Here is a 20,749-nt window from a genome sequence, read left to right as displayed (position 1 = left end):
CTAGAAGACGTAGTTCATGACGTTCCAGCCGCTTCCTACTACCGGTTGCCCTTTCCACTTGAAGCCGTAGATGCCCCAGCTGCTGAAGCCTGAAGGATCGGCGAGGTACATCGTCAGCAGGCCGTTCGGGCTGATGCCATAGACGTCGTTGTAGCTATCTCCGTTGAAGTCACCTGCAATCCCGAAGCGACTAAGCGCCTCCCAGCCCCTGCCGATGGTTCCGTCAAAGGCGTCGGGGCTACCATAATCGAAGAAGAAACCGTTGCGCTGAGATGAACGGGCCTGCAAGTCGCCAAAGCGGCTGCGCGCGAGGACCACGGCTTCGGGTGTGCCATAGAAATGCCCCGCCCCTGCAGCATCCAGTCCCTGCCAGCCCGTAGTGACCTTGCTCGGTGCGAGCCAACCACTCCGCCCGTTGCCGGGGTAGAGGAAGACGTTGCCTGCAGCATCCTGGGCAAGGATGTCGTTGGTGCCATCACCGTTGAAGTCACCGGGTGCGATCAGGTTGACGAACCCCTGCCATCCCTGACCAATCTGGAAGGCCTGTTTCCAAGCTCCGGCGCCATTTCCTTGGTAGAGGAAGAGACGTCCGTAGCCGTCTCGGGCCATGACGTCCACTGTTCCGTCGCCGTCAAAGTCGCCCGGTGAAACCAAGAGGCTGTAGATGTGCCACCCGTTGCCGATCACTTGCGGCGCCCGCCAATTGCCCCGTCCATCGGTGGGGTAGAGGAGCAAGCGGCCCGCGTTGTCCCGGGCGAACAGATCGAAGGTGCCGTCGCCGTCGAAACCTTTCGATCGAGGGGCTGCTTCGACGGGAAGCCCCTGGGCGGTTTCTTTGCTGGGCACCTCATCTATTGTGTGGGAGGCCGTGGTGTCCACCGCTTTTTCGGCGGCGGAAGCAGGGACGGCCGATACCAGGAGGCAAGTGGCTAAAGCCGGGGCCGTGATGAGTGCAAGCAGTCGGCGAGGACTGCGGCGGCGCGCAGGCGCGCGAAGGGCAGAGTTGAAGCCCAAGGATTCCCCCAGAGAAATAAGGCGGCACAGAGTTGGCCGAAGAGATCAATTGGGATGACACTACCGCCTGCAGGGTTTCCCGGCACATAGCTGGCCCTTTTATTGCGAAATGCCCTGTTGCGAAAACGCTTCTTCAGCGCGAGAACCCGCCCGGATCGCTCCGAACGGGGTTCTCAACAAACGCTGTTAGTAGAACAAGACCAAACTAGAACAGGTCCGTGAACCCGCCCCAGCCCCAACCGACCACTTCAGCGCCGGCCCAGCCGCCGCTGCCGTTGCCGTAGTACGCGCGAAGTTGGCCGGAGCCATCTACGGCAAAGACGTCGAGGCTGCCGTCGGCGTTGATGTCGCCGGCGCTGCCGATCTTGCTCATGCCGTTCCAGCCTTGGCCAACCACGGTCATGCCGTTCCAGCCGCCCGAACCGTTGCCACTGTAGAGCTTCAAGTACCCGGCAGAATCGCGAGCCAGGACGTCAACGTTGGTGTCGCCGTCGAAGTCGCCGGGGGTGATGATCGAGGTCAGGGCGTCCCAGCCTTGGCCCGCCACGGACCGGGGCAGCCATCCGCCCTCACCGTCACCGGGGTAAAGGTAGAGAATCCCATTGGCGTCCAGAGCCAGGACGTCGTTGGTGCCATCGCTGTTGAAATCCCCGGGAGCGACCAGCGAAGTGAAGATGTTCCACCCCGCCCCGACCTTTCGGGGACCGTTCCAGCCGCCTGAACCGTCACCGCTGTACAGGTAGAGGTCGCCTGCCGAGTCCCTGCCGAGGACGTCGTTGATGCCGTCGCCGTCGAAGTCGCCGGGGGAGAGCACCGTGGGGAAGATGTTCCAGCCTGCGCCGACGGTCTTCGCGGGTTCCCAGTTGTTTTGAACCCGGGGGTACATCATCAGTGCGCCGTCGGAACGGCGGGCCAGAAGCTCGAATGCTCCACGGCCTGTGAAGCCATTTGGGCGGTTGGACGCAGAAATCGGCGCGGTTTCTTCGCTGGCGACTTCCAGGCCTTCACAGGGGTAGCTGGCAACCAGGTGCGCGGCTATGGTTTTGCCGCGGTCTTCTTCAGTGAGGACATAGTTGGGCCAGGTGGGGTGGTCCGTTGCCACTTCGCCGTCGCGCGTCCAGTAGATTCGGGTATCCGGGCCCGCAGCAGCACCGCAGCCCTTGTATGCGTAGGGGTCCCACGTGACGGTGAGCGTGGAACCGACATAAGGAGCGCCGGTGATAACCGGAGGTTCAGGGTCCATGTTGGCCATGGCGGGGGCGGGGGCAAGTACTACAGCTGCAAAAATTGCAGCCCCGATTCCGGCAATTGCCCGGCGCACGCCGGAAGTAGGGCGTGATGAAGCAAACATGGTGTCCTCCCCAGACTTTATGCGCTTAATGGTACCGCGGCTAGGATTTTCCTAGAAGATTGCCGTGAACCATCCGAAGCCGGCGCCTACAGCCTCGGAACCCTTCCATCCGGTCCTGCCGTCGCTGTAGTAAGCCAGCAAGCGGCCTTGCTGGTCCACCCCGTAAACATCGGGGAAGCCGTCGCCGTTGAAGTCACCGGCGCCGCCTACGAACTTGAGTGCGTTCCATCCGACGCCGATCATCCAGGACCGCGACCAGCCTCCGGAGCCATTGCCGCCGTAAAAGAACAAATAGCCGCTGCGGTCCCGTGCCAGGATGTCCACATTTCCGTCGCCATTGAAATCACCGGGCGTCACCAGCGCATCCATGACATTCCAGCCCGTCCCGACGGCGGTTCTTGCCAACCAGCCACCCTTACCATTGCCCGGGTAGAGATAGAGGGCGCCACTGGGTTGCCGGGCCAGGACGTCATTGTGGCCGTCCCCGTTGAAGTCGCCCGGACCGATAATGGAGTCGAACACGTTCCATCCGTTGCCGATTGACCTGGCCGGCTTCCATCCACCGGCGCCGTCCCCACTAAAGAGGTATAGCGCGCCGACGGAGTCCCGCACGATCACGTCGCTTTTACCGTCACCGTCGAAGTCGCCGGGGGAGAACGCCGTATTGAAGATGTTGAAGCCGTATCCCACGGTTCGGGCAGGATCCCACGCGCTGCCTCTGCGGCCGTAGAGCAGCAGCGAGCCATCACTGGCGCGGGTCAAGAGTTCAAAGCTGCGGCCTGTGAATCCTGCTGCCCGGTTCAAGGCACCCACGGGCTTGGTTTCGTTACTGTGCAGGGATTCTCCGCCGCAGGCCGTGGTGCTCGCGGTGACGTGCGCGGCCATGCGGGCGCCGGTGTCATCCTGCTCCAGCGTGTAGCTGCGTGTTGTTTCGCCGGCCACCAGGAAGCCGTCCCTTGTCCAGTAGACGGTAAAGTCGGGGCCTTTGCCGCCCCCGCAGCCGTAGAACGTGTACGGGCCGATGTCCGCGGTCAACGTCTTCCCCACAAACGCATCACCGTTGACTATCGGGTCCGGCCCGTTGCTGGGCGCGGCCGACGCCGGTAGGGGACTAACTGCCATGACCGCAACAGTTGCGGTCAGCAGCGCCGCTGCCATCCGACGTCGTAATATCCCCATGCGTGTTCCTCCCGTGCAGCTTCCAAACCTGCATGAAGTGTAGGTCTGTGGGGGCGGATAGACGGGAAAGGCATGGCTCACGGGCGCCAAGTGAGCTCTCAGGAAACGGTCATTTTGCTCCCGTATCATTGATGCGATCGGCCAGCCGCGGTCTTTGACCCAGCGGGCCGTTTCCTTGTCAGCCTGCCAAGAGATCGCCGGAAATGCCCGTATCAAACTCACTGGAACCCTACTCCCTTGACCTGACCACGGGGCTGCCCCGTATGGCTGCCGCACCCACCACGCCGCGGCAGCAGTTGCGCTATGCCCGCATCCTGAAGACTGCGGAAGGCTTTGCCCAGCGTCAGTTCGACACATTGAGCCTTTCCGACGTGGCGGCCCGGGCTGACATTCCACTCGGCACGCTCTACCGTTACTTTCCCTCTACCGCCCACCTGATGCTGGCTGTCTATCGGCAACAGTTGCGGGAACTCCGTGACGGCGTCCGGTTGCGGGAAGGGGAGGGCCATGCCCTCGCGGGTTTGATGATGGAGATTTTCCACTTGCGGGTTATGCAGCCGGGTGTGGAGCACTGTCTCATTCGGCCTGCGGGCAAGGACGATGACACGGCGCAGCTGTTGCGCGAAATTGATGCCCTGTCCGAGGAAGTGGTCGGTTCGTTGAGTAAGGACTCCGGGAAGGACGCCGTCAGGGCCCGCATCCTTTTGCATCTGGTGAGTGGCTTGGTGCAGGCGGTCCGCTGCCGGCGATTGTCCTTGTTTGAGGCGGAGAAAGATCTCAAAAAAGCATGCACGCTTCTCACCGGCGAATGACAAGAGCGCAGCTGGTCTAGACCGATAGGCCCTCAGAACACGGTTTTTGACATGACGTGGATCACACTTTGGGCTGGTTGAACGTTTTACTCTCGAATCGTCTCTCTTGGTATTGAATCTTGTACCCTCAGCGGTTCCCTAGGCTGGAACCACCGAAGCGGCTAGCAGCCCCCTATCTGCAGAAGCAATGCCGGACCAGTCACCCTTGGCCCGCACCAGCAGTTCTGTTCCTGCCCGAATCATGCCGTGGGTCCACGGCTAGCCTGAGGAGACAAAGACGTGTCCATTGAGACAATTGCAACTGATAACGAAGCCCTGGTACTGAGCGAAGAAGAGATCTTCGCCGCGCACGAAGGCGGCAAGCTGACCATTTCCAGCACCGTCCCGCTCAACAACAAGCGCGACCTTTCCATCGCCTACACCCCGGGCGTCGCCCAGGTCAGCCGCGCGATCCACGCCAACCCCGAGCTTGCCCGCACCCACACCTGGGCCGAACGCCTGGTTGTTGTGGTCAGCGATGGCACCGCCGTTCTGGGTCTGGGCAACATTGGCCCGAGTGCTTCCTTGCCCGTTATGGAGGGCAAGTCGGCCCTCTTCAAGTCCTTCGGCGATCTCGACTCCATCCCGCTGGTCCTCAACACCACCAACGTGGACGAGATCATCGAAACCTTGGTCCGCCTCCGCCCGAGCTTCGGCGCCGTGAACCTCGAGGACATCTCGGCTCCGCGCTGTTTCGAACTCGAAGAGCGACTCATTGAAGCCCTCGATTGCCCGGTCATGCACGACGACCAGCACGGCACCGCCGTCGTGGTTCTTGCCGCCCTGACCAATGCCGCCAAGGTGACCCAGCGTGAACTTGCCGGCCTCAAGGTTGTTGTTTCCGGCGCAGGTGCCGCAGGCATCGCCATCGCCGAGATTCTTCTTGCTGTTGGCATCAAGGACGTCATCCTGCTTGATTCCAAGGGCGTAGTCAACGCCGACCGTGCCGATCTTGTGGCCGATCCCGGCAGCGTCAAGGCCCGCATGGCCCAGCGCACCAACCCCCGCGGCATCAGCGGTGGTCCGGGCGAGGGCCTGACCGGCGCAGACGTCTTTGTGGGCGTCTCCTCCTCCAAGCTGGACGAAGAACACCTGAAGCTGATGAACGATCAGTCGATCGTGTTCGCGCTGTCCAACCCGGACCCGGAAGTTCTCCCCGAGGTTGCCCAGAAGTATGCAGCCGTTGTTGCCACGGGCCGCAGCGATTTCCCCAACCAGATCAATAACGTGCTGGCTTTCCCCGGCATCTTCCGTGGTGCACTCGACGCCAAGGCCCGCCGCATTACACCCGCCATGAAGATCGCCGCTGCCAACGCCATCGCTGAACTGGCCGCAGAAGACCTCTCCGCGGACTACATCGTGCCGAGCCCGCTGGACGCCCGCGTGGCACCGGCCGTCACCGCGGCAGTTGCTGCCGCCGTGGCTGAATAGCGGTTACTTACGCAAGACCGACGACGGCGACGCCTCCCGTGCTGGGGAGCGTCGCCGTCGTTCGTTAAGTGGTTAAAGAGCAACGCGGGGTCACGTACGCACCCGCGCGCGGCGTCGAGGGGGCCACAAGTGACCTCGGGTTGCAGTGCATAGACTTGAGGCCATGAACGCCGAACTTATTGTGACCATCCTGTGCGGCCTGGCCATTGCGGTAGGCGTCGCCGGGACCATCATTCCCGTACTTCCCGGCAGTATTCTCATCGGCGCAAGCCTGCTGGCCTGGGCTATCTGGGGAGGTGCCGGTCCGCTCGGCTGGGTGATCTTCGCCGTCGGCATGGTGTTCGTCGTGGCCGGCATGGCAGCCAGCGCCGTGCTCACCGGACGGAAGCTGAAGCAACATGGCATTCCCAACAGGTCAGTGCTGATCGGCGTGGTGCTGGGTGTTGTGGGAATGTTCGTCATTCCCGTGGTGGGGCTCTTTGTGGGCTTCGCCGTCGGGCTTCTCCTCAGCGAAGTCCAGCGGACGCGGGACTTCCGCACGGCCGTCCGTTCGAGCGGTGCAGCGCTGAAAGCGACCGGCATTGGCATCCTGGTGGAGTTCGGGCTTGCCTGTGCCGCGGCCAGTACGTGGATCATCGGAGTTTGGATCAACGCCGTTAACGGCTAAGCCCACTTAAAACCTGCGCGGGGCGGAAGCTTGCTCCGGCTCCGGGGAATAGCGGGACGTCGATCCGGGCGTGGGTGTGGATTTCCTGCACGGTGTCCTTGGTGTGCTGCGCGATCCCGGCCAAGGTGGTGACCCACATGCCGTCCAAATCCTTGACCCTCTCGATCAGCTGCTCCAGGGCAACGGCGCGGGACGGTCGGCCTGAAATGAACGGATGATTGGTCAGGACGAAGCAGCTTCCTTGGGAGTGGTGCGCCTGGGCTTCAAGAGTCCACATTTCCAACGCCTTGGCCGGACTCTCGATGACCCCGCTGCCGGTGATTCCGGGGTAGAACCCGTACTGCTCCCAGTCATCCAAGGCCCAGTCCACGGGGATTTCCACGATGTCCCGGGAATCGCCCTCGGCTACCGACATGCGGTAGGGGGCGTCGCCGTCGAGCAGGCTTGAATCGTAAAGGAAGCCGCGGTCCGCCAAGAGTGCCGGCGACTGCCAATTCAGCTCCCACCAGGGTGCCCGATAACCAACGGGCCTGATGCCGGCAACAGATGCCAGAGCTTCAAGGCCTCGGTCCAGGTAAGTGGCCTCGGTGGCGGCGTCGATGCCCTGCATGGGCTCGTGAAGGTAACCGTGATGGGCGATTTCATGCCCGCCATCAGCGATCCTGCGGACCACATCCGGGTAGCTCTCCGCCGTGAAGCCCGGAATGAAGAACGTCCCCTTGATGTCCTGGCGATCCAGGATCTGAAGCAAGCGCGGCACGGCGATCTTGGGGCCATACGACTGGTGACTCATGAGGGACATGCGCCGGGTGCTGGAAGGATCGTGCGCGATGGTGCAAGACTCCGCGTCGACGTCGAATGTGAAGGACGCTGCTGCCTGGTAACCTTCGGGCCAGGTGATCGGGTGGAGCAAATCAGCGAAAGCGGGCTGGTTCATGCTGTGGTCCTTTCCGGAACTACCGGAGCGGCCGGTACCGGCTGTGTTGCCGACACGTGGTTCGAGTCTGCGAGGATGTACTTTTTGTGTGCGCGGGGGCCGAGGATGGCGTAACTCGCCGCACTGGTCAGTCCACCGGCCAGCCAGGAGAGGTCCCAGCCGCCGAGTGCCACGGCGATAGGCCCCTGCATTGCGGGAACCAGGCCGTACATGAACAGCCAGGTGGAGAAGATGCCCACCAGGAGGGACACGATTCCGGCCCAGTTGATGACGGGCAAGCGGTGCGTTCCAACGGGGTCGAAGAGGCGGTCAACCTTGGCGGGCCAGCGCTTCTCCAGCCAGAAGTAGTGCACCAGCATGACCCCGCCCCAAGCGGCAACCCAGGCGACCAAGCCGATCAGCCAGGCGTCGAGCACTGCAGCGAAGTCCTCTTGGAAGATGAAGAACACGACGGCGATGAGCGAGAAGACGCCCACGAACAGGTTGAGCTTGCGGCGGCTGATCTTGATATCCAAGGCTTGGGTGGCCACGGAGAAGGTGTAGATGTTCAAGATATTGGTGGCGATGGGGCCGTGCAGCACCATGAGGAGGACCGGGAGGGCCAGGACGCCGAAGTTCTGGACGATGAGCTTGCCGGGGTCAATCTCGCCGCTGTTGGTAGCGAGGCTTGCACCCAGGACGCCGAGCCACACCACGGGGATGAACTGGCCCAGGACGGAAGCGAGGTAGACCTTGCGCTTGGGAACAGAGGTGCTGACGAAGCGGGAGTAGTCGGCGGCGTACGTGAACCACGTGATGCCCCAGCCGATGCCGATTGCTGTCATCACGGCGCTCATGGCGGCGATGCGCTCAGAGCCTTCAAGGATGTTGCCGGCGGGTCCTGCGTAACCCCAGTCGATCTTCATGCCGAACCATGCCACGCAGGACATGACGGCCAAGATGATGATGGTGGGCGGGACGGTCCACTTTTCAAAGGCCGCAATGGCCTTGTAGCCGAACCAGGCGATGGCAACCTGTGCTGCCATGATGGCGGTGGCGACGCCGATTTTCCAGGCGTAGTTCTTGGCTTCAGGATCTACCCAGCCGAGGGTTCCGAAGAGCGCCATCACCAAGTCCAGGATGATCCACGTGTTGACGGCGCACCAGCCGATCACCAAGAGGGCCTGGATAGCGGCGGGAAGGTAGTTGCCGCGGCGGCCAAAGGCGGCGCGGGCCAAAACCATGCCGGTGGCTCCGGTCTTCTGGCCGAGGAGGACAAAGCAGCCGAACAGCAGCATGCCGATCAGGTTTCCCAGGACCAGGACAATGACAGTGTCTGCGAAGCCAAGGCCGAGATGGATGCCAAGGGCGCCGAGGACCCAGTTGATAGGTGCCAGGTTGGCGCCTGCCCAAATCCAAAACTGTCCGGAAACTTTGCGGGTACGGTCTGCTTCGGGAATGGGCTGAAGCCAGGCTTCGCTGTCATGGCCCGGCGCCGTTGCCGGACCTGACTGCGATGCGCCTGAAGCCGCTGGGGAGAGGTTGTCTTGCATGGGGAGAGCCTCCGTATTTGATTGGGACCCTTTCAGCGTATGTGCCCCGGATCACAGCAACAAGATACGATATGTCTAACTAAATGAGCCATCACCATACGGAGTGTCATGTCTATCTCTTTGGGCGCGGCTTTGGAGTACCAAAGCCTTAAATCCGCCGAACCCCGGGTCCTCAATAATGTGCCCGAATCGCTGGACCGGCCCGTCCGGTGGGTGCATTCCAGCGAAGTGTTGGACATCGCCCCGCTCCTCAGTGGCGGCGAACTCTTGCTGAGCGGAGGGCAGGCGCTCGCCGGGGTAACGGCCGCCCGGCAAGCAGACTATGTCCGCGAACTGGCTGCCCGGGGAATTGCGGCGCTGGCCCTGGAGACTGGTCCCGCCCTGCCTGAAGTTCCAGCGGCCATGCTGGCAATTGCCCAGACTGCAGGGTTGCCGGTGATCGAACTCCGCCAAGTAGTCCCGTTTGTTGGAGTCATGCAGGAGGTCAATTCACTCTTGGTGAGCGAATCCGTGGAGCACCTTCAACGCGGTGACCAAGCCAGCCATGCCATGGCCGCTGAACTTGCCCACGGCGGCGGGCTCGACCAGCTCCTGGCTGTCTTATCCGAAAGGACAGGTGCCGGCGCCAGGCTGGTCTCGCCGTCGGGCCTGACCCTCGGCGCCGCCGGCTCCTTCGACGACGGCGGCAGCCTCACCACGGTGGATGTGCCGGTGCGCGGTGTCCTTGCCGCGCGACTTGAACTGCACATGCCCGACGACGGCGACGGCGGCTTCGCGCGGGTGGCCGGCGAGCGTTCCGTGGACATCTTGGGCCTGGCGCTGTTGCAGCGGATGCCGCCCGGGTTGAAGGAATTGGCGGGCATCGAACTCATGCGTGCCATCAATTCCGGAAGCCAGCACTGGCAACTTCAGCAGCTCGGACCGGCGTCCGGGTTCCCGGTAAAGGGCGCGGTGGCCGCCGTCGTGATTCGTTCAACCGGAGCCGGGCATCTGCGTCCGGCAGTGGATGCGCTTCTCCGGGAGCGTGTTCCGCACAGTGCAAGCTACGCCAACAATGCGGAACTGATCGCACTGGCTTCGTTGGGCGACGAGGGTGTGGTCAGGGGCGCGCTGAACCGCCGGGTGCTCATGGATTCACTGCGCCAACTGGAGGTGCCAGCCGGTTCCTTGGTGGCCGTGGGACCGTTGGGCAGCAGAATTTCTGAGGCGCCGTGGTCCTTGGCTGAGGCGCGCCGGGCACTTGATCTGGCCCCGGCCGGAAAAGGTGTTGTGGACGCTGACGCGCTGGCCGTGGAACTCCTGGCCCAGGAGTCGCTGGACCTAGCCACATGCGAAGGGTTCGTGCAGCGGCAGTTGGGTGCCGTCGTCGAGCATGACCGCTTGAAAAAGTCCGAACTCATGCGGACCCTGACAGTTTGGCTGGATACCGGGTGCAATACCGCCCAGGCCGCGCGTGAGCTGCACTTGGAACGGCAGTCGTTGCATCACCGGCTCCAACGAATCTTCGAGCTGTGCGGCGGTGATCCGCGGGGGACCGGCCGGCTGGCTGCGCTGCATCTGGCAACACGGCTGGCCCGCTTGTAGGCTCCCTTAAACGCCAATTCGATGGTTCCCTGCTCACGATGCCGTTCGCGACAGCGTATGCGCAGGGAACCACCGAAATGGTTGCTTGCAGAGCCCTACTTCAACACGATCGTCCTGTTCCCATTCAGGATGATCCGCCCCTCGCAGTGCCAGCGAACGGCGTTGCTGAGGGCCTTGCATTCGGTGTCCCGGCCGGCGGCTACGAGATCGTCCGGCCCGAACGTGTGGTCCACTTCCACTACCTGCTGGGCGATGATGGGACCTTCGTCCAACTCGCCGTTCACGTAGTGGGCCGTGGCGCCCACAGTTTTCACACCACGCGCGTAGGCCTGGTGGTAGGGCTTGGCGCCCTTGAAGCTCGGTAGGAACGAGTGGTGGATGTTGATGGCGCGGCCGTCCAGCTTGCGGGCCAGATTGTCGCTGAGAACCTGCATGTAGCGTGCCAGGACAATGAGCTCCACGTCCAGTTCATCGATGATCTCCAGCAGGCGCCCCTCGGCCGCGGGCTTGGTGGCCGCCGTGACGGGAACGTGGAAGAACGGGACCCCGTGCCACTCCGCCAAACCCTGGTGATCGGTGTGGTTGGACACGACGCCCACCACGTTGATGGGCAGTTCGCCGATCCTCGCACGGAACAAGAGGTCATTCAGGCAGTGCCCAAACTTGGAGACCATGATCAGCACGCGGCGCTTGTAGCCCTGACGCTCAAGCTGCCAGTTCATGCCGTACTTCTCGCCAACGGGGGCGAAGGCAGAGCGCAGCTCGTCAACGGTGGCTTCATCGCCGGAGGAGGCGAAGTGAACACGCATGAAGAAGTGGCCTTCGGCGCGATCACCGAACTGCTTGTTGTCGATGATGTCGCAGCCGTGGTCCAGCAGGAAGCCGGACACGGCGTGCACGATTCCGGGTCCTTCGGGGCAGTCGAGGGTGAGGACGTGTTCCACAGTGGTCTCAGGAGAGGAGACGGCAGTGGTTTCGGTTTGGATGGCAGTCATGGCTAGCACTCCACTACGTTGACGGCGAGGCCCCCACGGGAGGTCTCTTTGTACTTGGATTTCATGTCTGCGCCTGTTTCGCGCATGGTCTTGATGGCTTTGTCCAGGGAAACTTTGTGGCTGCCATCGCCGTGCAGGGCAAGGCGGGCGGCATTGATGGCTTTGACGCTTGCGATCGCGTTGCGTTCGATGCAGGGGATCTGCACCAGCCCGCCCACGGGATCGCAGGTGAGGCCAAGGTTGTGTTCGATGCCGACTTCGGCGGCATTTTCCACTTGCTCGGGCGTTCCACCCAGGACTTCGCAGAGGCCGGCGGCGGCCATGGAGCAGGCGGAACCCACTTCACCCTGGCAGCCCACCTCGGCGCCCGAGATGGACGCGTTGATCTTGAACAGGATTCCGACGGCGGCCGCCGCCAGCAGGAACCGCACGACACCGTCGTCGTTGGCTCCCGGAGCAAACTTGGTGTAATAGTGCAGCACGGCCGGGACAATTCCGGCGGCGCCATTAGTTGGCGCGGTGACAATCCTGCCGCCCGCCGCGTTTTCCTCGTTCACGGCCAGCGCGAAGAGGTTGACCCATTCCATAGCGAGGAAAGGGTCCGCCGAGCTGGCACCGTTCAGGTCCGCGTCGGTTTCGGAAAGCTTTTTGAACAACGACGGCGCCCGTCGCGTTACATTGAGGCCTCCGGGCAGGATTCCTTCGGCAGAGCAGCCGTTGTCCACGCATTCCTGCATGACGGCCCAGATGCTCAGGAGCCGTTCGCGCAGCTCCTCCTCGGTACGCCAAACGAGTTCGTTAGCCAGCATGATGTCCGAGATGGACTTGCCTTCGCGGAGGCAGATGGCAAGGAGCTCGTCTGCGGTGGTGAAGGGGTAGGGCAGGACGGTGTCGTCGGCTACAACTTTGTCGGCGCCGGAGACATCCCCGTCCACCACGAAGCCTCCCCCGATGGAGTAGTAGCTGCGTTCCCGGAGCACTCCGCCCGTGTGGTCCAAGGCCCGGAACGTCATGCCGTTGGGGTGGGCCGGCAACGACTTGCGACGGTGCAGGACCACGTCCTCGTCCCAGTTGAAGTCCACCCGGTGGTTGCCGCCCAGGCGCAGCTCGGCATCGAGTGCCGCGGCCGCTACTTGGTCATCGGCGGTATGAGTGTTCACGGTTTCGGGGGAGTGGCCTTGCAGCCCCAGCACCACAGCCTTGTCTGAGCCGTGGCCCCGGCCGGTGGCGCCCAAGGAGCCGAAAAGCTCAGCCTGGACGCGCACCGTGGCCGGAAGCTGGCCGGACGATTCAAGACCGTCCGTGAACTGCTTTGCCGCGCGCATGGGTCCGACCGTGTGTGACGACGACGGCCCGATGCCAACAGAAAACAGATCAAGCACACTCAGTGCCATTAGGGGACCTCGGGGGAGGCGTACTCCCGCATGGCATCGAGGAGCCAGCGTCCCAGGAAGTCGGCAAACGAGGCCCGGGGAAAGATCCGGTAGGACTCGTCCGAGGTCTTCCACAGCATCACCGGGATGTGGGCGAGCTCAGTGGAGACAGCCGTGCCGGCCTTGAAGACCCGAGGGTGCAGGTCCAAGGCGCAGGTCTTCTCCAGCACTGCGCGGGCGTGGCTGCCGGAGAGCTCGAACGTGGTGCGGTTGGCGGACAGGTCCACCACCTGGCCTGCATCGGTGCCCAGCGCCGTGGTCAGGTCGCTGACCAAGGAGCCTCCCAGGGAGTCGTGGGCTTCTTCCGGTGCCACCACCATGAACTCGGTGGGGCCAAGCCACAGGGTGTTCACGGAACCGGTCCCCGTCACTTCACCGCATGCGGCAGGCAAGCCGCCGGTCACGGCCGCAACGCGGGCACCGGCGTCGGACGTTCGGTCAACCCGAAGCCCAACCATGGCCTGGTACGGGATCTCAGTGAGAGTCACCGTTCCCGGCACGGAGCCTGAGGTGAAAGCGTCAGCCAAGTGCTCGGCCGGGCTGCGGCGGGCGCCCCGGACGCGGTTGACGTGTGCGGTTTCTGCTGGTGTTGCTGTTTCAGCCATCTTTGCGGGTCCCTTCAGCATCGAAAAGTACGGTTTCGCCAACAACCACGTCCACCAATTGGTCTCCCAGCGAGGCCACCAGGGTCTCGCCGATGCGGTTGCGGCCGTTTTGAATGAGAGCCAGGGCGAAGGAACGGCCCAGCGCGGCGCTGTGGTAGCTGGAGGTCACGAAACCCTCCATGGGAACGGGTCCGTAGGCCGGGTTGACCGGGATGCCCTTTTCCACCAGCTGCGTGCCTTCCGGCAACCTCAACGAGTGGTCCACAGGAAGGACGCTGACCAGGTGTTTCCGGTCTTCGCGGCTTGCATCCTGCCGGAGGTAGGAGCGCTTGCCGATGAAGTCCTTGGCCTTGGAGACAATCCAGTCCATGCCGGCGTCCTGCGGGGTGACCGTGCCATCTGTGTCCTGCCCCACGATCGGGTAGCCCTTCTCAGCGCGGAGGACGTGCATGGTTTCCGTGCCGTACGGGGTGATGTTGAACTCGGCACCTGCGGCAGCAACTGCTTCCCAAGTGTTGAGTCCGTACCAGGACGGGATGTTGATTTCGTAGGCCAGCTCACCGGAGAAGGAGATACGGCAAACGCGTGCCTGCACTCCGGAGGCCAGGGTGGTCTCGCGGAACGTCATGAACGGGAAAGCTTCAGCGTCCAGGCCACCGTTTTCGGCGAGCTGGGGAGCAACCTTGGCGATCACTGCGCGGGACTTCGGGCCGACGACTGCAATGGTGCTCCACTGCTCCGTCACGGAAGTGCAGACCACGTCGAGTTCCGGCCACTCCGTCTGGTGCCACTCTTCCAGCCAGTCCAAAACCTTGGCTGCGCCGCCGGTGGTGGTGGTCATGAAGTAACGGTCATCGTCCAGGCGCAGTGTTACGCCGTCGTCAAAGATCATGCCGTCCAGGGTGCACATGACACCGTAGCGGGCGGACCCCGGGGCGAGCTTCTTGAACGCGTTGGTGTAGACACGGTTCAGGAACTCGCCGGCGTCCTTGCCACGGATCTCGATCTTGCCCAGCGTGGTGGCGTCCATGAAGCCCACGGAGTCGCGGACGGCTGCGCATTCACGCAGGACCGCTGTGTCCATGTCTTCCCCTGCCTGCGGGTAGTACCAGGGGCGCTTCCACTGTCCAACATCTTCAAACAGTGCGCCCTGGGCGACGTGCCACGGGTGGATGGACGTTACGCGGGCGGGGTCGAACAGTTCCCCACGCTGGCGGCCAGCCAACGCTGCGAAGGCCACCGGGGTGAAAGGTGCACGGTAAGCCGTGGTTCCGATCTCGCCGACGCCCGGAATGTTCTCAGCTCCGCCGAACTTTAACGCTGCGGCGATCACGCCGATTGCGTTGACGCCGGACGTCTTGCCCTGATCATTGGCCGTGCTGATGGAGGTGTATCGCTTGACGTGCTCCACGGACCGCATACCTGCACCCGTGGAACGGAGGACATCCGCTACGGACTGATCGCGCTGGAAGTCCACGAAGTGGTGGTGCCATTCGCCGGGCTCACCGGTCTGTCCGGGGACCAACCAGAGCTGGCGGCTCGGAGCGCTCGCCACGGGTGCCTGCAGCTCCACCGGGGTGGTTGCGGATTCGAAACCGGCCGCGATGGACGCTGCCGCTCCCGCCGAGATGCCTTCTGCCAGGCAGTCCTGGAGTTCGAAACTGCCACGGCCTGCCCCAACAACCTGCTGGTCCTTGACGGGAGCGGTGGGAATGAACGCTGCGAGCTCGTCATCCCAACGCAGCTTGCCCTGGCGCTGGCTGTGGAGGTGGACCACCGGGCTCCAGCCACCGGAAACTGCCAGCAGATCGGCAGCCAGCTGTTCGACGCCCGAGGTGAGTTCGCCGTCGTCGTTAATACTGCGGACGGTGACGCCATTCAAGCGGCCATTCTCATCAGCGGACGTGTCAGCCACAGCACTGCCGATCAGGACCCGGATACCGGCCTCGACGGCGGCAGCGGCCTTCGCGCTGATCTGCGGACGGGCATCGACGACGGCGGCAATCGCCACGCCTGCTGCCTTCAAGTCCGCAGCAAGAGCGTAAGCGGAATCGTTGGTGGTGGTGATGACCACGCGCGAACCGGCTGCCACGGCGTAACGGTTCAGGTAGGTGCGGGCGGCGGAGGCGAGCATGATGCCCGGGCGGTCGTTGTTCTCGAACACCAGCGGACGCTCGTGGGCGCCGGGAGCCAGCACAACCTGCTTTGCACGGATATGCCAAATACGTTGGCGGGAAACACCCGAAGCTGCCGGAACGCTCAGGTGGTCCGTGCGGTTCTGGGCCGCGATGAAGTAGTTGGAGTCGTAGGAGCCGAAAGCCGTGGTGCGGTTCAGCACTGTGCATTCGCGGGCGGAAACCAGCTCAGCTTCCACATCAGCAACCCATTCCAGGGCCGGCTTGCCTTCGATCAATTCGGCCAATTCCGGGGCTGTGGAACCGGACAGCAGGGAGCCGCCGAGTTCCGGCTGGTCATCGATCAGGACGACGCGGGCGCCGGTGCGGACAGCTTCACGGGCTGCAGCCAGGCCTGCCACACCGCCGCCGACTATCAGGACGTCCGTGTGGACGTACTTCTTGTCGTACTCGGCCTTGTCCTCGTTGGGATCCAGTTTGCCAAGGCCGGAGAGGAGCTCAATGTTCATGCCGTCCACCAAGGACACTGCTGTGGCGGGAAGCATGGACTCGGCGACGTGTCCGCGGAAACGGGGAGCGATCTTGACCAAGGCATTGGACTCTTCCACACCTGCGGCCATGATGCCGCGTGGGCGGTCCTCGTAGAGGGAATTGCCGGCGTTGATGTGGCCATTGGCCAGCAGCGCCGAAGCTATGGTGTCGCCCGGGTGGCCGGTGAACTCCTGGCCGCCCACAGTGAAGCGCCAAGAGATACTGCGATCGATGCGTCCGCCGGTGGCGAGGCGTGCGTTCTTGCTGGTCACTTCTAGACTCCTTCCGAGGAGGTGGGTGCTGTGGAGCCGGAGATTGGGGCACCCGTGGTTGGGGCGCCGGGAGCGAGGCCCGGTTCGGTTTGGCCGAATTCCCCGGTCTGAGTGAACTCGCCCGGCTGGGCAGGTTCGCTCTTCGCACTGGTTCCTGCGGCGGCGCTCGCCGAGAGGTTCGGGCGGGGCTGGCCCATCCCATAGATGGAGTGGATCTCGTAGCTCACGGTGTCGCGGAGCATGTTGAACCACTGGCGGCAGCCGGTGCTGTGGACCCAACGCTCGGCGAAGGTTCCCTTGGTGTTCTCGCGGTAGAACAGGTATTCAGCCCATTCACGGTCCGTGAGGTCGTTGGGGCTCTCCGGGTAGGCGACGTGTGCTTGACCGCCGTAGTGGAATTCGGTTTCGTCGCGTGGCCCGCAGTTGGGGCATGAAATGAGGAGCATGTCTTTTCCTGTCCTGTCCTGGCTAGTGGGCTACGGCTGCGGCGCCGTGTTCGTCGATCAAAGCGCCGGTCTCGAAGCGTTCAAGTGCGAACGGCTTGTTCAGCTTGTGCGGTGCGCCGGTGGCAATGGTGTGTGCGAAGGTCAGGCCGGCCGCCGGGGTGCCCTTGAAGCCGCCCGTTCCCCAACCACAGTTGACGAACATGTTCTCCACCGGTGACAGGCCCACGATCGGCGAGGCATCCAGCGTGGTGTCCACAATGCCGCCCCAGGTCCGGAGCACGTGAGCCCGGGCGAAAATCGGGAAGAGCTCCACGGCTGCTGCCATCTGCTCCTCGATCACGTGGAACGAGCCGCGCTGGCCGTAGCCGTTGTAGGAGTCCACACCGGCGCCCATCACCAGTTCACCCTTGTGGGCCTGGGAGACGTACACGTGGACGTGGTTGGACATGACCACCGTGGGGTGGACGGGTTCGTGCAGTTCGGACACCAGTGCCTGGAGCGGGTGGCTCTGGATCGGCAGGCGGAAGCCGGCCATTTCTGCCAGGACTGAGCTGTGGCCGGCGGCGCAGAGGCCCACCTTTTCGGTGTTGATGGTGCCGCGGGTGGTCTTGACGCCGGTGACTCGGTTGCCGTCCTTGATGAAGCCGGTGACTTCACAGTTCTGGATGATGTCAACGCCCAGCTCGTCGCATTTGCGGGCGAATGCCCAGGCCACGTGGTCGTGCTTGGCGATGCCTGCGCGCGGCTGGTACGTGGCGCCCATGACTGGGTAGCGGATGTTGTCGTTGATGTTCAGGATGGGGCAGAGTTCCTTGACCTGCTGCGGGTCCAGCCATTCAGCGTCCACGCCGTTGAGCCTATTGGCACCCACGCGGCGAACGCTTTCGCGAACGTCGCCCAAGGTGTGGGCCAGGTTCATGACGCCGCGCTGGCTGAACAGGAAGTCGTACTCCAGCTCTTCCGGGAGGATTTCCCAGAGCTTGAGGGCGTGCTCGTAGATGGCAGCGCTCTCGTCCCAGAGGTAGTTGGAACGGATGATGGTGGTGTTGCGGGCCATGTTTCCACCGGCCAGCCAGCCCTTTTCCAGGATGGCGATGTTGGTCATGCCGTGGTTCTTCGCCAGGAAGTACGCGGTGGCCAGGCCGTGCCCGCCGCCGCCCACAATTACGGCGTCGTAGCTTTTCTTCGGGTCCGGGTTGCGCCAGAGGAAGTCCGGGTGCTCGGGGAGGTGGTCTGCACTCACTGGGCTGCTCCAATCAGTTCTGCTTCGGTTGCGGCGCCATTGCCGTTGTTGTTCAGGTGCGGGTAAAGCGGGAACTTCTCTGCCAGCGCGGTCACGCGGCGGCGGAGTTCGACGGCGGTGGACTCGTCCAAGGTGACGTCGGCTTCGGCGCTGTCTGCTTGGGTGCCGCTGTTCGCTGCGGCGATCAACGCCGTCGCGATGATGTCCGAAACTTCGATGAAGTCCTCAGCCTTGAAGCCGCGGGCGGCGAGGGCGGGTGTGCCGATGCGCAGGCCGGAGGAAACCATGGGCGGGCGGGGGTCGAAGGGGACTGCGTTGCGGTTGACCGTGATGCCGATGCGGTGCAGCGTGTCTTCGGCCTGCTGGCCGTTAAGGACCGAGTGGCGAAGGTCGGCGAGCACCAGGTGGACATCAGTTCCGCCGCTGACAACGGAGATGCCGGCTGCAGCAACGTCTTCCCGGAGGAGGCGCTGGGCAAGGATCTTGGAGCCTTCAAGGACGCGGACCTGGCGTTCCTGGAACTCGGGCTCTGCTGCCATCTTGAAGGCCACGGCCTTGGCCGCGATGACGTGCTCCAGCGGACCGCCCTGTTGGCCGGGGAAGACTGCGGAGTTAACCTTCTTGGCGATGTCGGCGTCGTTGGTGAGGATCACACCGCCGCGCGGACCGCCGAGGGTTTTGTGGGTTGTGCTGGTGACAATGTGCGCATGCGGGACGGGGCTCGGGTGCAGCCCTGCCGCCACAAGGCCGGCGAAGTGGGCCATGTCCACCATGAGGTAGGCGCCTACCAGGTCCGCGATGCGGCGGAACTCGGCGAAGTCCAACTGGCGGGAGTACGCGGACCAGCCGGCGACGATCAGCTGCGGCTTGTTCTCCAGAGCCAGGCGCTCAACTTCGGCCATGTCCACGGTGTGGGTGTCCTCGCGGACTCCGTAAGGAACAACCTTGTACAGCTTGCCGGAGAAGTTGATGCGCATGCCGTGGGTCAGGTGCCCGCCGTGGGCGAGGTTCAGGCCCATGATGGTGTCGCCCGGGGTGATGAGTGCGTGCATGGCCGAGGCGTTGGCCTGGGCACCGGAGTGGGGCTGCACGTTGGCGAACTCTGCGCCGAACAAGGCCTTCAATCGGTCAATGGCGAGCTGCTCGATCACATCAACGTGTTCGCAGCCGCCGTAGTAGCGCTTGCCCGGGTAGCCCTCGGCGTACTTGTTGGTCAGGACCGATCCCTGGGCCTCCATGACGGCCGTAGGAGCGAAGTTCTCAGAGGCGATCATTTCCAGCGTGGACTGCTGGCGGATGAGTTCCTGGGCGATCGCCTGATCGACCTCCGGGTCCGCCTGTGCGAGCGGGCGGATCAGCGGTTCAACCATGGTGTTCTCCTTCAAAAGCTTGTCTAGTGGCCGACTGTTAGGCAACTGATATATTAGAACTATTGCCATAGTATGTTGAAGATCACATGGTCGTCAACAGGTCTGCGGTAACCCATCCAGCAGACTGGAAATGCGACTAACGGGAGAGAGCAATGAGCGCAGCATTGGAAGCACTGGAGTCCGCTCCACAGGGTACGTCCCTCGCGGAGAACGCCTACCTGCTGCTGCGCGACAGGCTCATCATGCTGGACGTCAAACCCGGCGACCCCATCAATGACGGCCAAATCGCCGCCGAGCTGGGCATTGGTCGAACTCCTGTCCGCGAAGCCATCAAACGCCTCGAAAGCGACCATCTCGTGGTGTCATACCCCCGGCGGGGCACGTTCGCCACCGGCGTGGACATCACCCAGCTCGCCGAAGTCTCCGAAATCCGCGAGCTCCTGGAACCACTTGCCTCCAGGAAGGCTGCCCGCATGGCCAGCCCCGCCATGCGTTCCGAGCTCCGCGCCGTCGCCGCTGCAATCCGTGATCTTGAAGGCCAGGACAATTCCTCCCAAGAACTCATGCGCTACGACATCCAGGTCCACAGGCTCATCTACAAGGCCTCCGCCAATGCGCATCTCGAAGACGTCCTCATCCGGTACGACAACCTCGCCACCCGCATCTGGTGCCACATGCTCGAGAAGATGCCCTCCGTATCCGGCCACATCTCCGAACACGCTGATCTCCTCACCGCCATAGCCGACGGCGACGAAGGACGCGCCGCCGAACTCGCCCTGCACCACGTAGTCAGCTTCGAAGAGACCATCCGCAAGGTCCTCTGACCCTCTCTCACATCACTCGTGCTTGGGCGCGCTCCTCTCTCACGTCCCGCGTGCTTGGGCGCGTCGCTCTCTCATGTCCCGGGTGCTTGGGCGCGTCGCTCTCTCATGTCCCGGGTGCTTGGGCGCGATCCTCTCTCATGTCCCTCGTGCTCGAGCCGAGACCCCCTTTCCCTTTCCAGCATCTTGGTTGGCATTGCCGTGGGCGCGCCTGAGCTGCGGCATCCACGCTTAAGTGCCAAATGGGTGGGGGCTTTCTTCAAGCAAGTGAGAGAGCGATCGGGTGAAGGGCTAGTGATGTGAGAGAGCGTCGGAAGGCGGATGTCTCGCTTGCTGCAACACGGTCTCTTTT

The 20,749-nt window shown here is 63.2% G+C and carries 17 protein-coding genes; 5 read left to right on the top strand and 12 right to left on the bottom strand.

The annotated features are described in order from the left end of the window. The 3 genes from J7I86_RS18275 to J7I86_RS18265 all read right to left on the bottom strand — a co-directional run bounded on the left by J7I86_RS18275 (nucleotide 1) and on the right by J7I86_RS18265 (nucleotide 3,544). Nucleotides 1-846 (bottom strand): VCBS repeat-containing protein, encoded by an 846-nt coding sequence (locus J7I86_RS18275; RefSeq protein ID WP_309476762.1) that lies wholly within the window; start codon nucleotides 844-846, stop codon nucleotides 1-3. A 373-nt stretch (nucleotides 847-1,219) separates the two neighbouring features. After that, nucleotides 1,220-2,365: an FG-GAP-like repeat-containing protein gene (locus J7I86_RS18270; protein ID WP_214822126.1), complete on the bottom strand. Its 1,146-nt coding sequence runs from the start codon at nucleotides 2,363-2,365 to the stop codon at nucleotides 1,220-1,222. A 51-nt stretch (nucleotides 2,366-2,416) separates the two neighbouring features. Continuing rightward, nucleotides 2,417-3,544, bottom strand: a complete 1,128-nt coding sequence (locus tag J7I86_RS18265; protein WP_214822125.1) for a VCBS repeat-containing protein — start codon at nucleotides 3,542-3,544, stop codon at nucleotides 2,417-2,419. A gap of 203 nt (nucleotides 3,545-3,747) precedes the next feature. On the opposite strand from J7I86_RS18265, the gene J7I86_RS18260 reads away from it, so the two are divergent. The 3 genes from J7I86_RS18260 (at nucleotide 3,748) to J7I86_RS18250 (ending at nucleotide 6,493) form a co-directional block, all read left to right on the top strand. Then, the gene (locus J7I86_RS18260) at nucleotides 3,748-4,356 is read left to right on the top strand and encodes a TetR/AcrR family transcriptional regulator (protein WP_214822124.1); all 609 of its coding nucleotides are present in this window, start codon (nucleotides 3,748-3,750) and stop codon (nucleotides 4,354-4,356) included. A 279-nt stretch (nucleotides 4,357-4,635) separates the two neighbouring features. Then, nucleotides 4,636-5,826, top strand: coding sequence for an NADP-dependent malic enzyme (locus J7I86_RS18255; protein ID WP_214822122.1), 1,191 nt, complete (start codon nucleotides 4,636-4,638; stop codon nucleotides 5,824-5,826). Between the two features lie 163 nt (nucleotides 5,827-5,989). Further along, nucleotides 5,990-6,493 (top strand): DUF456 domain-containing protein, encoded by a 504-nt coding sequence (locus tag J7I86_RS18250; RefSeq protein WP_014923055.1) that lies wholly within the window; start codon nucleotides 5,990-5,992, stop codon nucleotides 6,491-6,493. On the opposite strand, the gene J7I86_RS18245 is transcribed toward J7I86_RS18250, so the two are convergent. Then, nucleotides 6,483-7,430, bottom strand: a complete 948-nt coding sequence (locus tag J7I86_RS18245) for a polysaccharide deacetylase (protein ID WP_214822120.1) — start codon at nucleotides 7,428-7,430, stop codon at nucleotides 6,483-6,485. The two genes, J7I86_RS18250 and J7I86_RS18245, sit on opposite strands and share 11 nt — an antisense overlap. After that, nucleotides 7,427-8,962 carry a cytosine permease gene (locus tag J7I86_RS18240; protein ID WP_214822118.1) on the bottom strand — a complete coding sequence of 512 codons (1,536 nt, stop codon included), beginning with the start codon at nucleotides 8,960-8,962 and terminating at the stop codon, nucleotides 7,427-7,429. The genes J7I86_RS18245 and J7I86_RS18240 overlap by 4 nt, the downstream gene beginning before the upstream one ends. A 108-nt stretch (nucleotides 8,963-9,070) precedes the next feature. On the opposite strand from J7I86_RS18240, the gene J7I86_RS18235 reads away from it, so the two are divergent. Then, on the top strand, nucleotides 9,071-10,546 hold the full coding sequence (locus J7I86_RS18235) for a PucR family transcriptional regulator (protein WP_214822116.1): 1,476 nt from the start codon (nucleotides 9,071-9,073) through the stop codon (nucleotides 10,544-10,546). Between the two features lie 95 nt (nucleotides 10,547-10,641). Here the strand turns inward: J7I86_RS18235 and purU are convergent, their stop codons facing one another. Genes purU through glyA form a run of 7 tightly spaced genes read right to left on the bottom strand, consistent with a single transcriptional unit; the run spans nucleotide 10,642 to nucleotide 19,576 of the window. Continuing rightward, nucleotides 10,642-11,541 carry a formyltetrahydrofolate deformylase gene (gene purU, locus J7I86_RS18230; RefSeq protein WP_214822114.1) on the bottom strand — a complete coding sequence of 300 codons (900 nt, stop codon included), beginning with the start codon at nucleotides 11,539-11,541 and terminating at the stop codon, nucleotides 10,642-10,644. Between the two features lie 2 nt (nucleotides 11,542-11,543). Further along, nucleotides 11,544-12,935 (bottom strand): L-serine ammonia-lyase, encoded by a 1,392-nt coding sequence (locus tag J7I86_RS18225; RefSeq protein ID WP_214822112.1) that lies wholly within the window; start codon nucleotides 12,933-12,935, stop codon nucleotides 11,544-11,546. Next, complete coding sequence (locus J7I86_RS18220; protein ID WP_214822110.1) at nucleotides 12,935-13,579, bottom strand: sarcosine oxidase subunit gamma; 645 nt, start codon at nucleotides 13,577-13,579, stop codon at nucleotides 12,935-12,937. Before J7I86_RS18220 ends, J7I86_RS18225 begins: the two co-directional genes overlap by 1 nt. Further along, nucleotides 13,572-16,517, bottom strand: a complete 2,946-nt coding sequence (locus J7I86_RS18215; RefSeq protein WP_214822108.1) for a sarcosine oxidase subunit alpha family protein — start codon at nucleotides 16,515-16,517, stop codon at nucleotides 13,572-13,574. The genes J7I86_RS18220 and J7I86_RS18215 overlap by 8 nt, the downstream gene beginning before the upstream one ends. Nucleotides 16,518-16,519: 2 nt before the next feature. Continuing rightward, nucleotides 16,520-16,963, bottom strand: a complete 444-nt coding sequence (locus J7I86_RS18210; protein WP_214822106.1) for a sarcosine oxidase subunit delta — start codon at nucleotides 16,961-16,963, stop codon at nucleotides 16,520-16,522. Between the two features lie 22 nt (nucleotides 16,964-16,985). Further along, nucleotides 16,986-18,206 (bottom strand): sarcosine oxidase subunit beta family protein, encoded by a 1,221-nt coding sequence (locus J7I86_RS18205; RefSeq protein ID WP_214822105.1) that lies wholly within the window; start codon nucleotides 18,204-18,206, stop codon nucleotides 16,986-16,988. Next, complete coding sequence (gene glyA, locus J7I86_RS18200) at nucleotides 18,203-19,576, bottom strand: serine hydroxymethyltransferase (protein ID WP_214822104.1); 1,374 nt, start codon at nucleotides 19,574-19,576, stop codon at nucleotides 18,203-18,205. The genes J7I86_RS18205 and glyA overlap by 4 nt, the downstream gene beginning before the upstream one ends. Before the next feature lie 152 nt (nucleotides 19,577-19,728). Between glyA and J7I86_RS18195 the strand changes: the two genes are divergently transcribed. Beyond that, a complete protein-coding gene (locus tag J7I86_RS18195; protein WP_214822103.1) occupies nucleotides 19,729-20,400 on the top strand; it encodes a GntR family transcriptional regulator in 672 nt (223 codons plus the stop codon). Nucleotides 20,401-20,749 lie beyond the last annotated feature (349 nt).

Origin of the sequence: Arthrobacter sp. ISL-95, assembly GCF_018613695.1 — a bacterium.
GTDB lineage: Bacteria > Actinomycetota > Actinomycetes > Actinomycetales > Micrococcaceae > Arthrobacter.
Note: the sequence above shows the minus strand (reverse complement) of the source record. Positions and strands in the feature narration are given on the sequence as shown.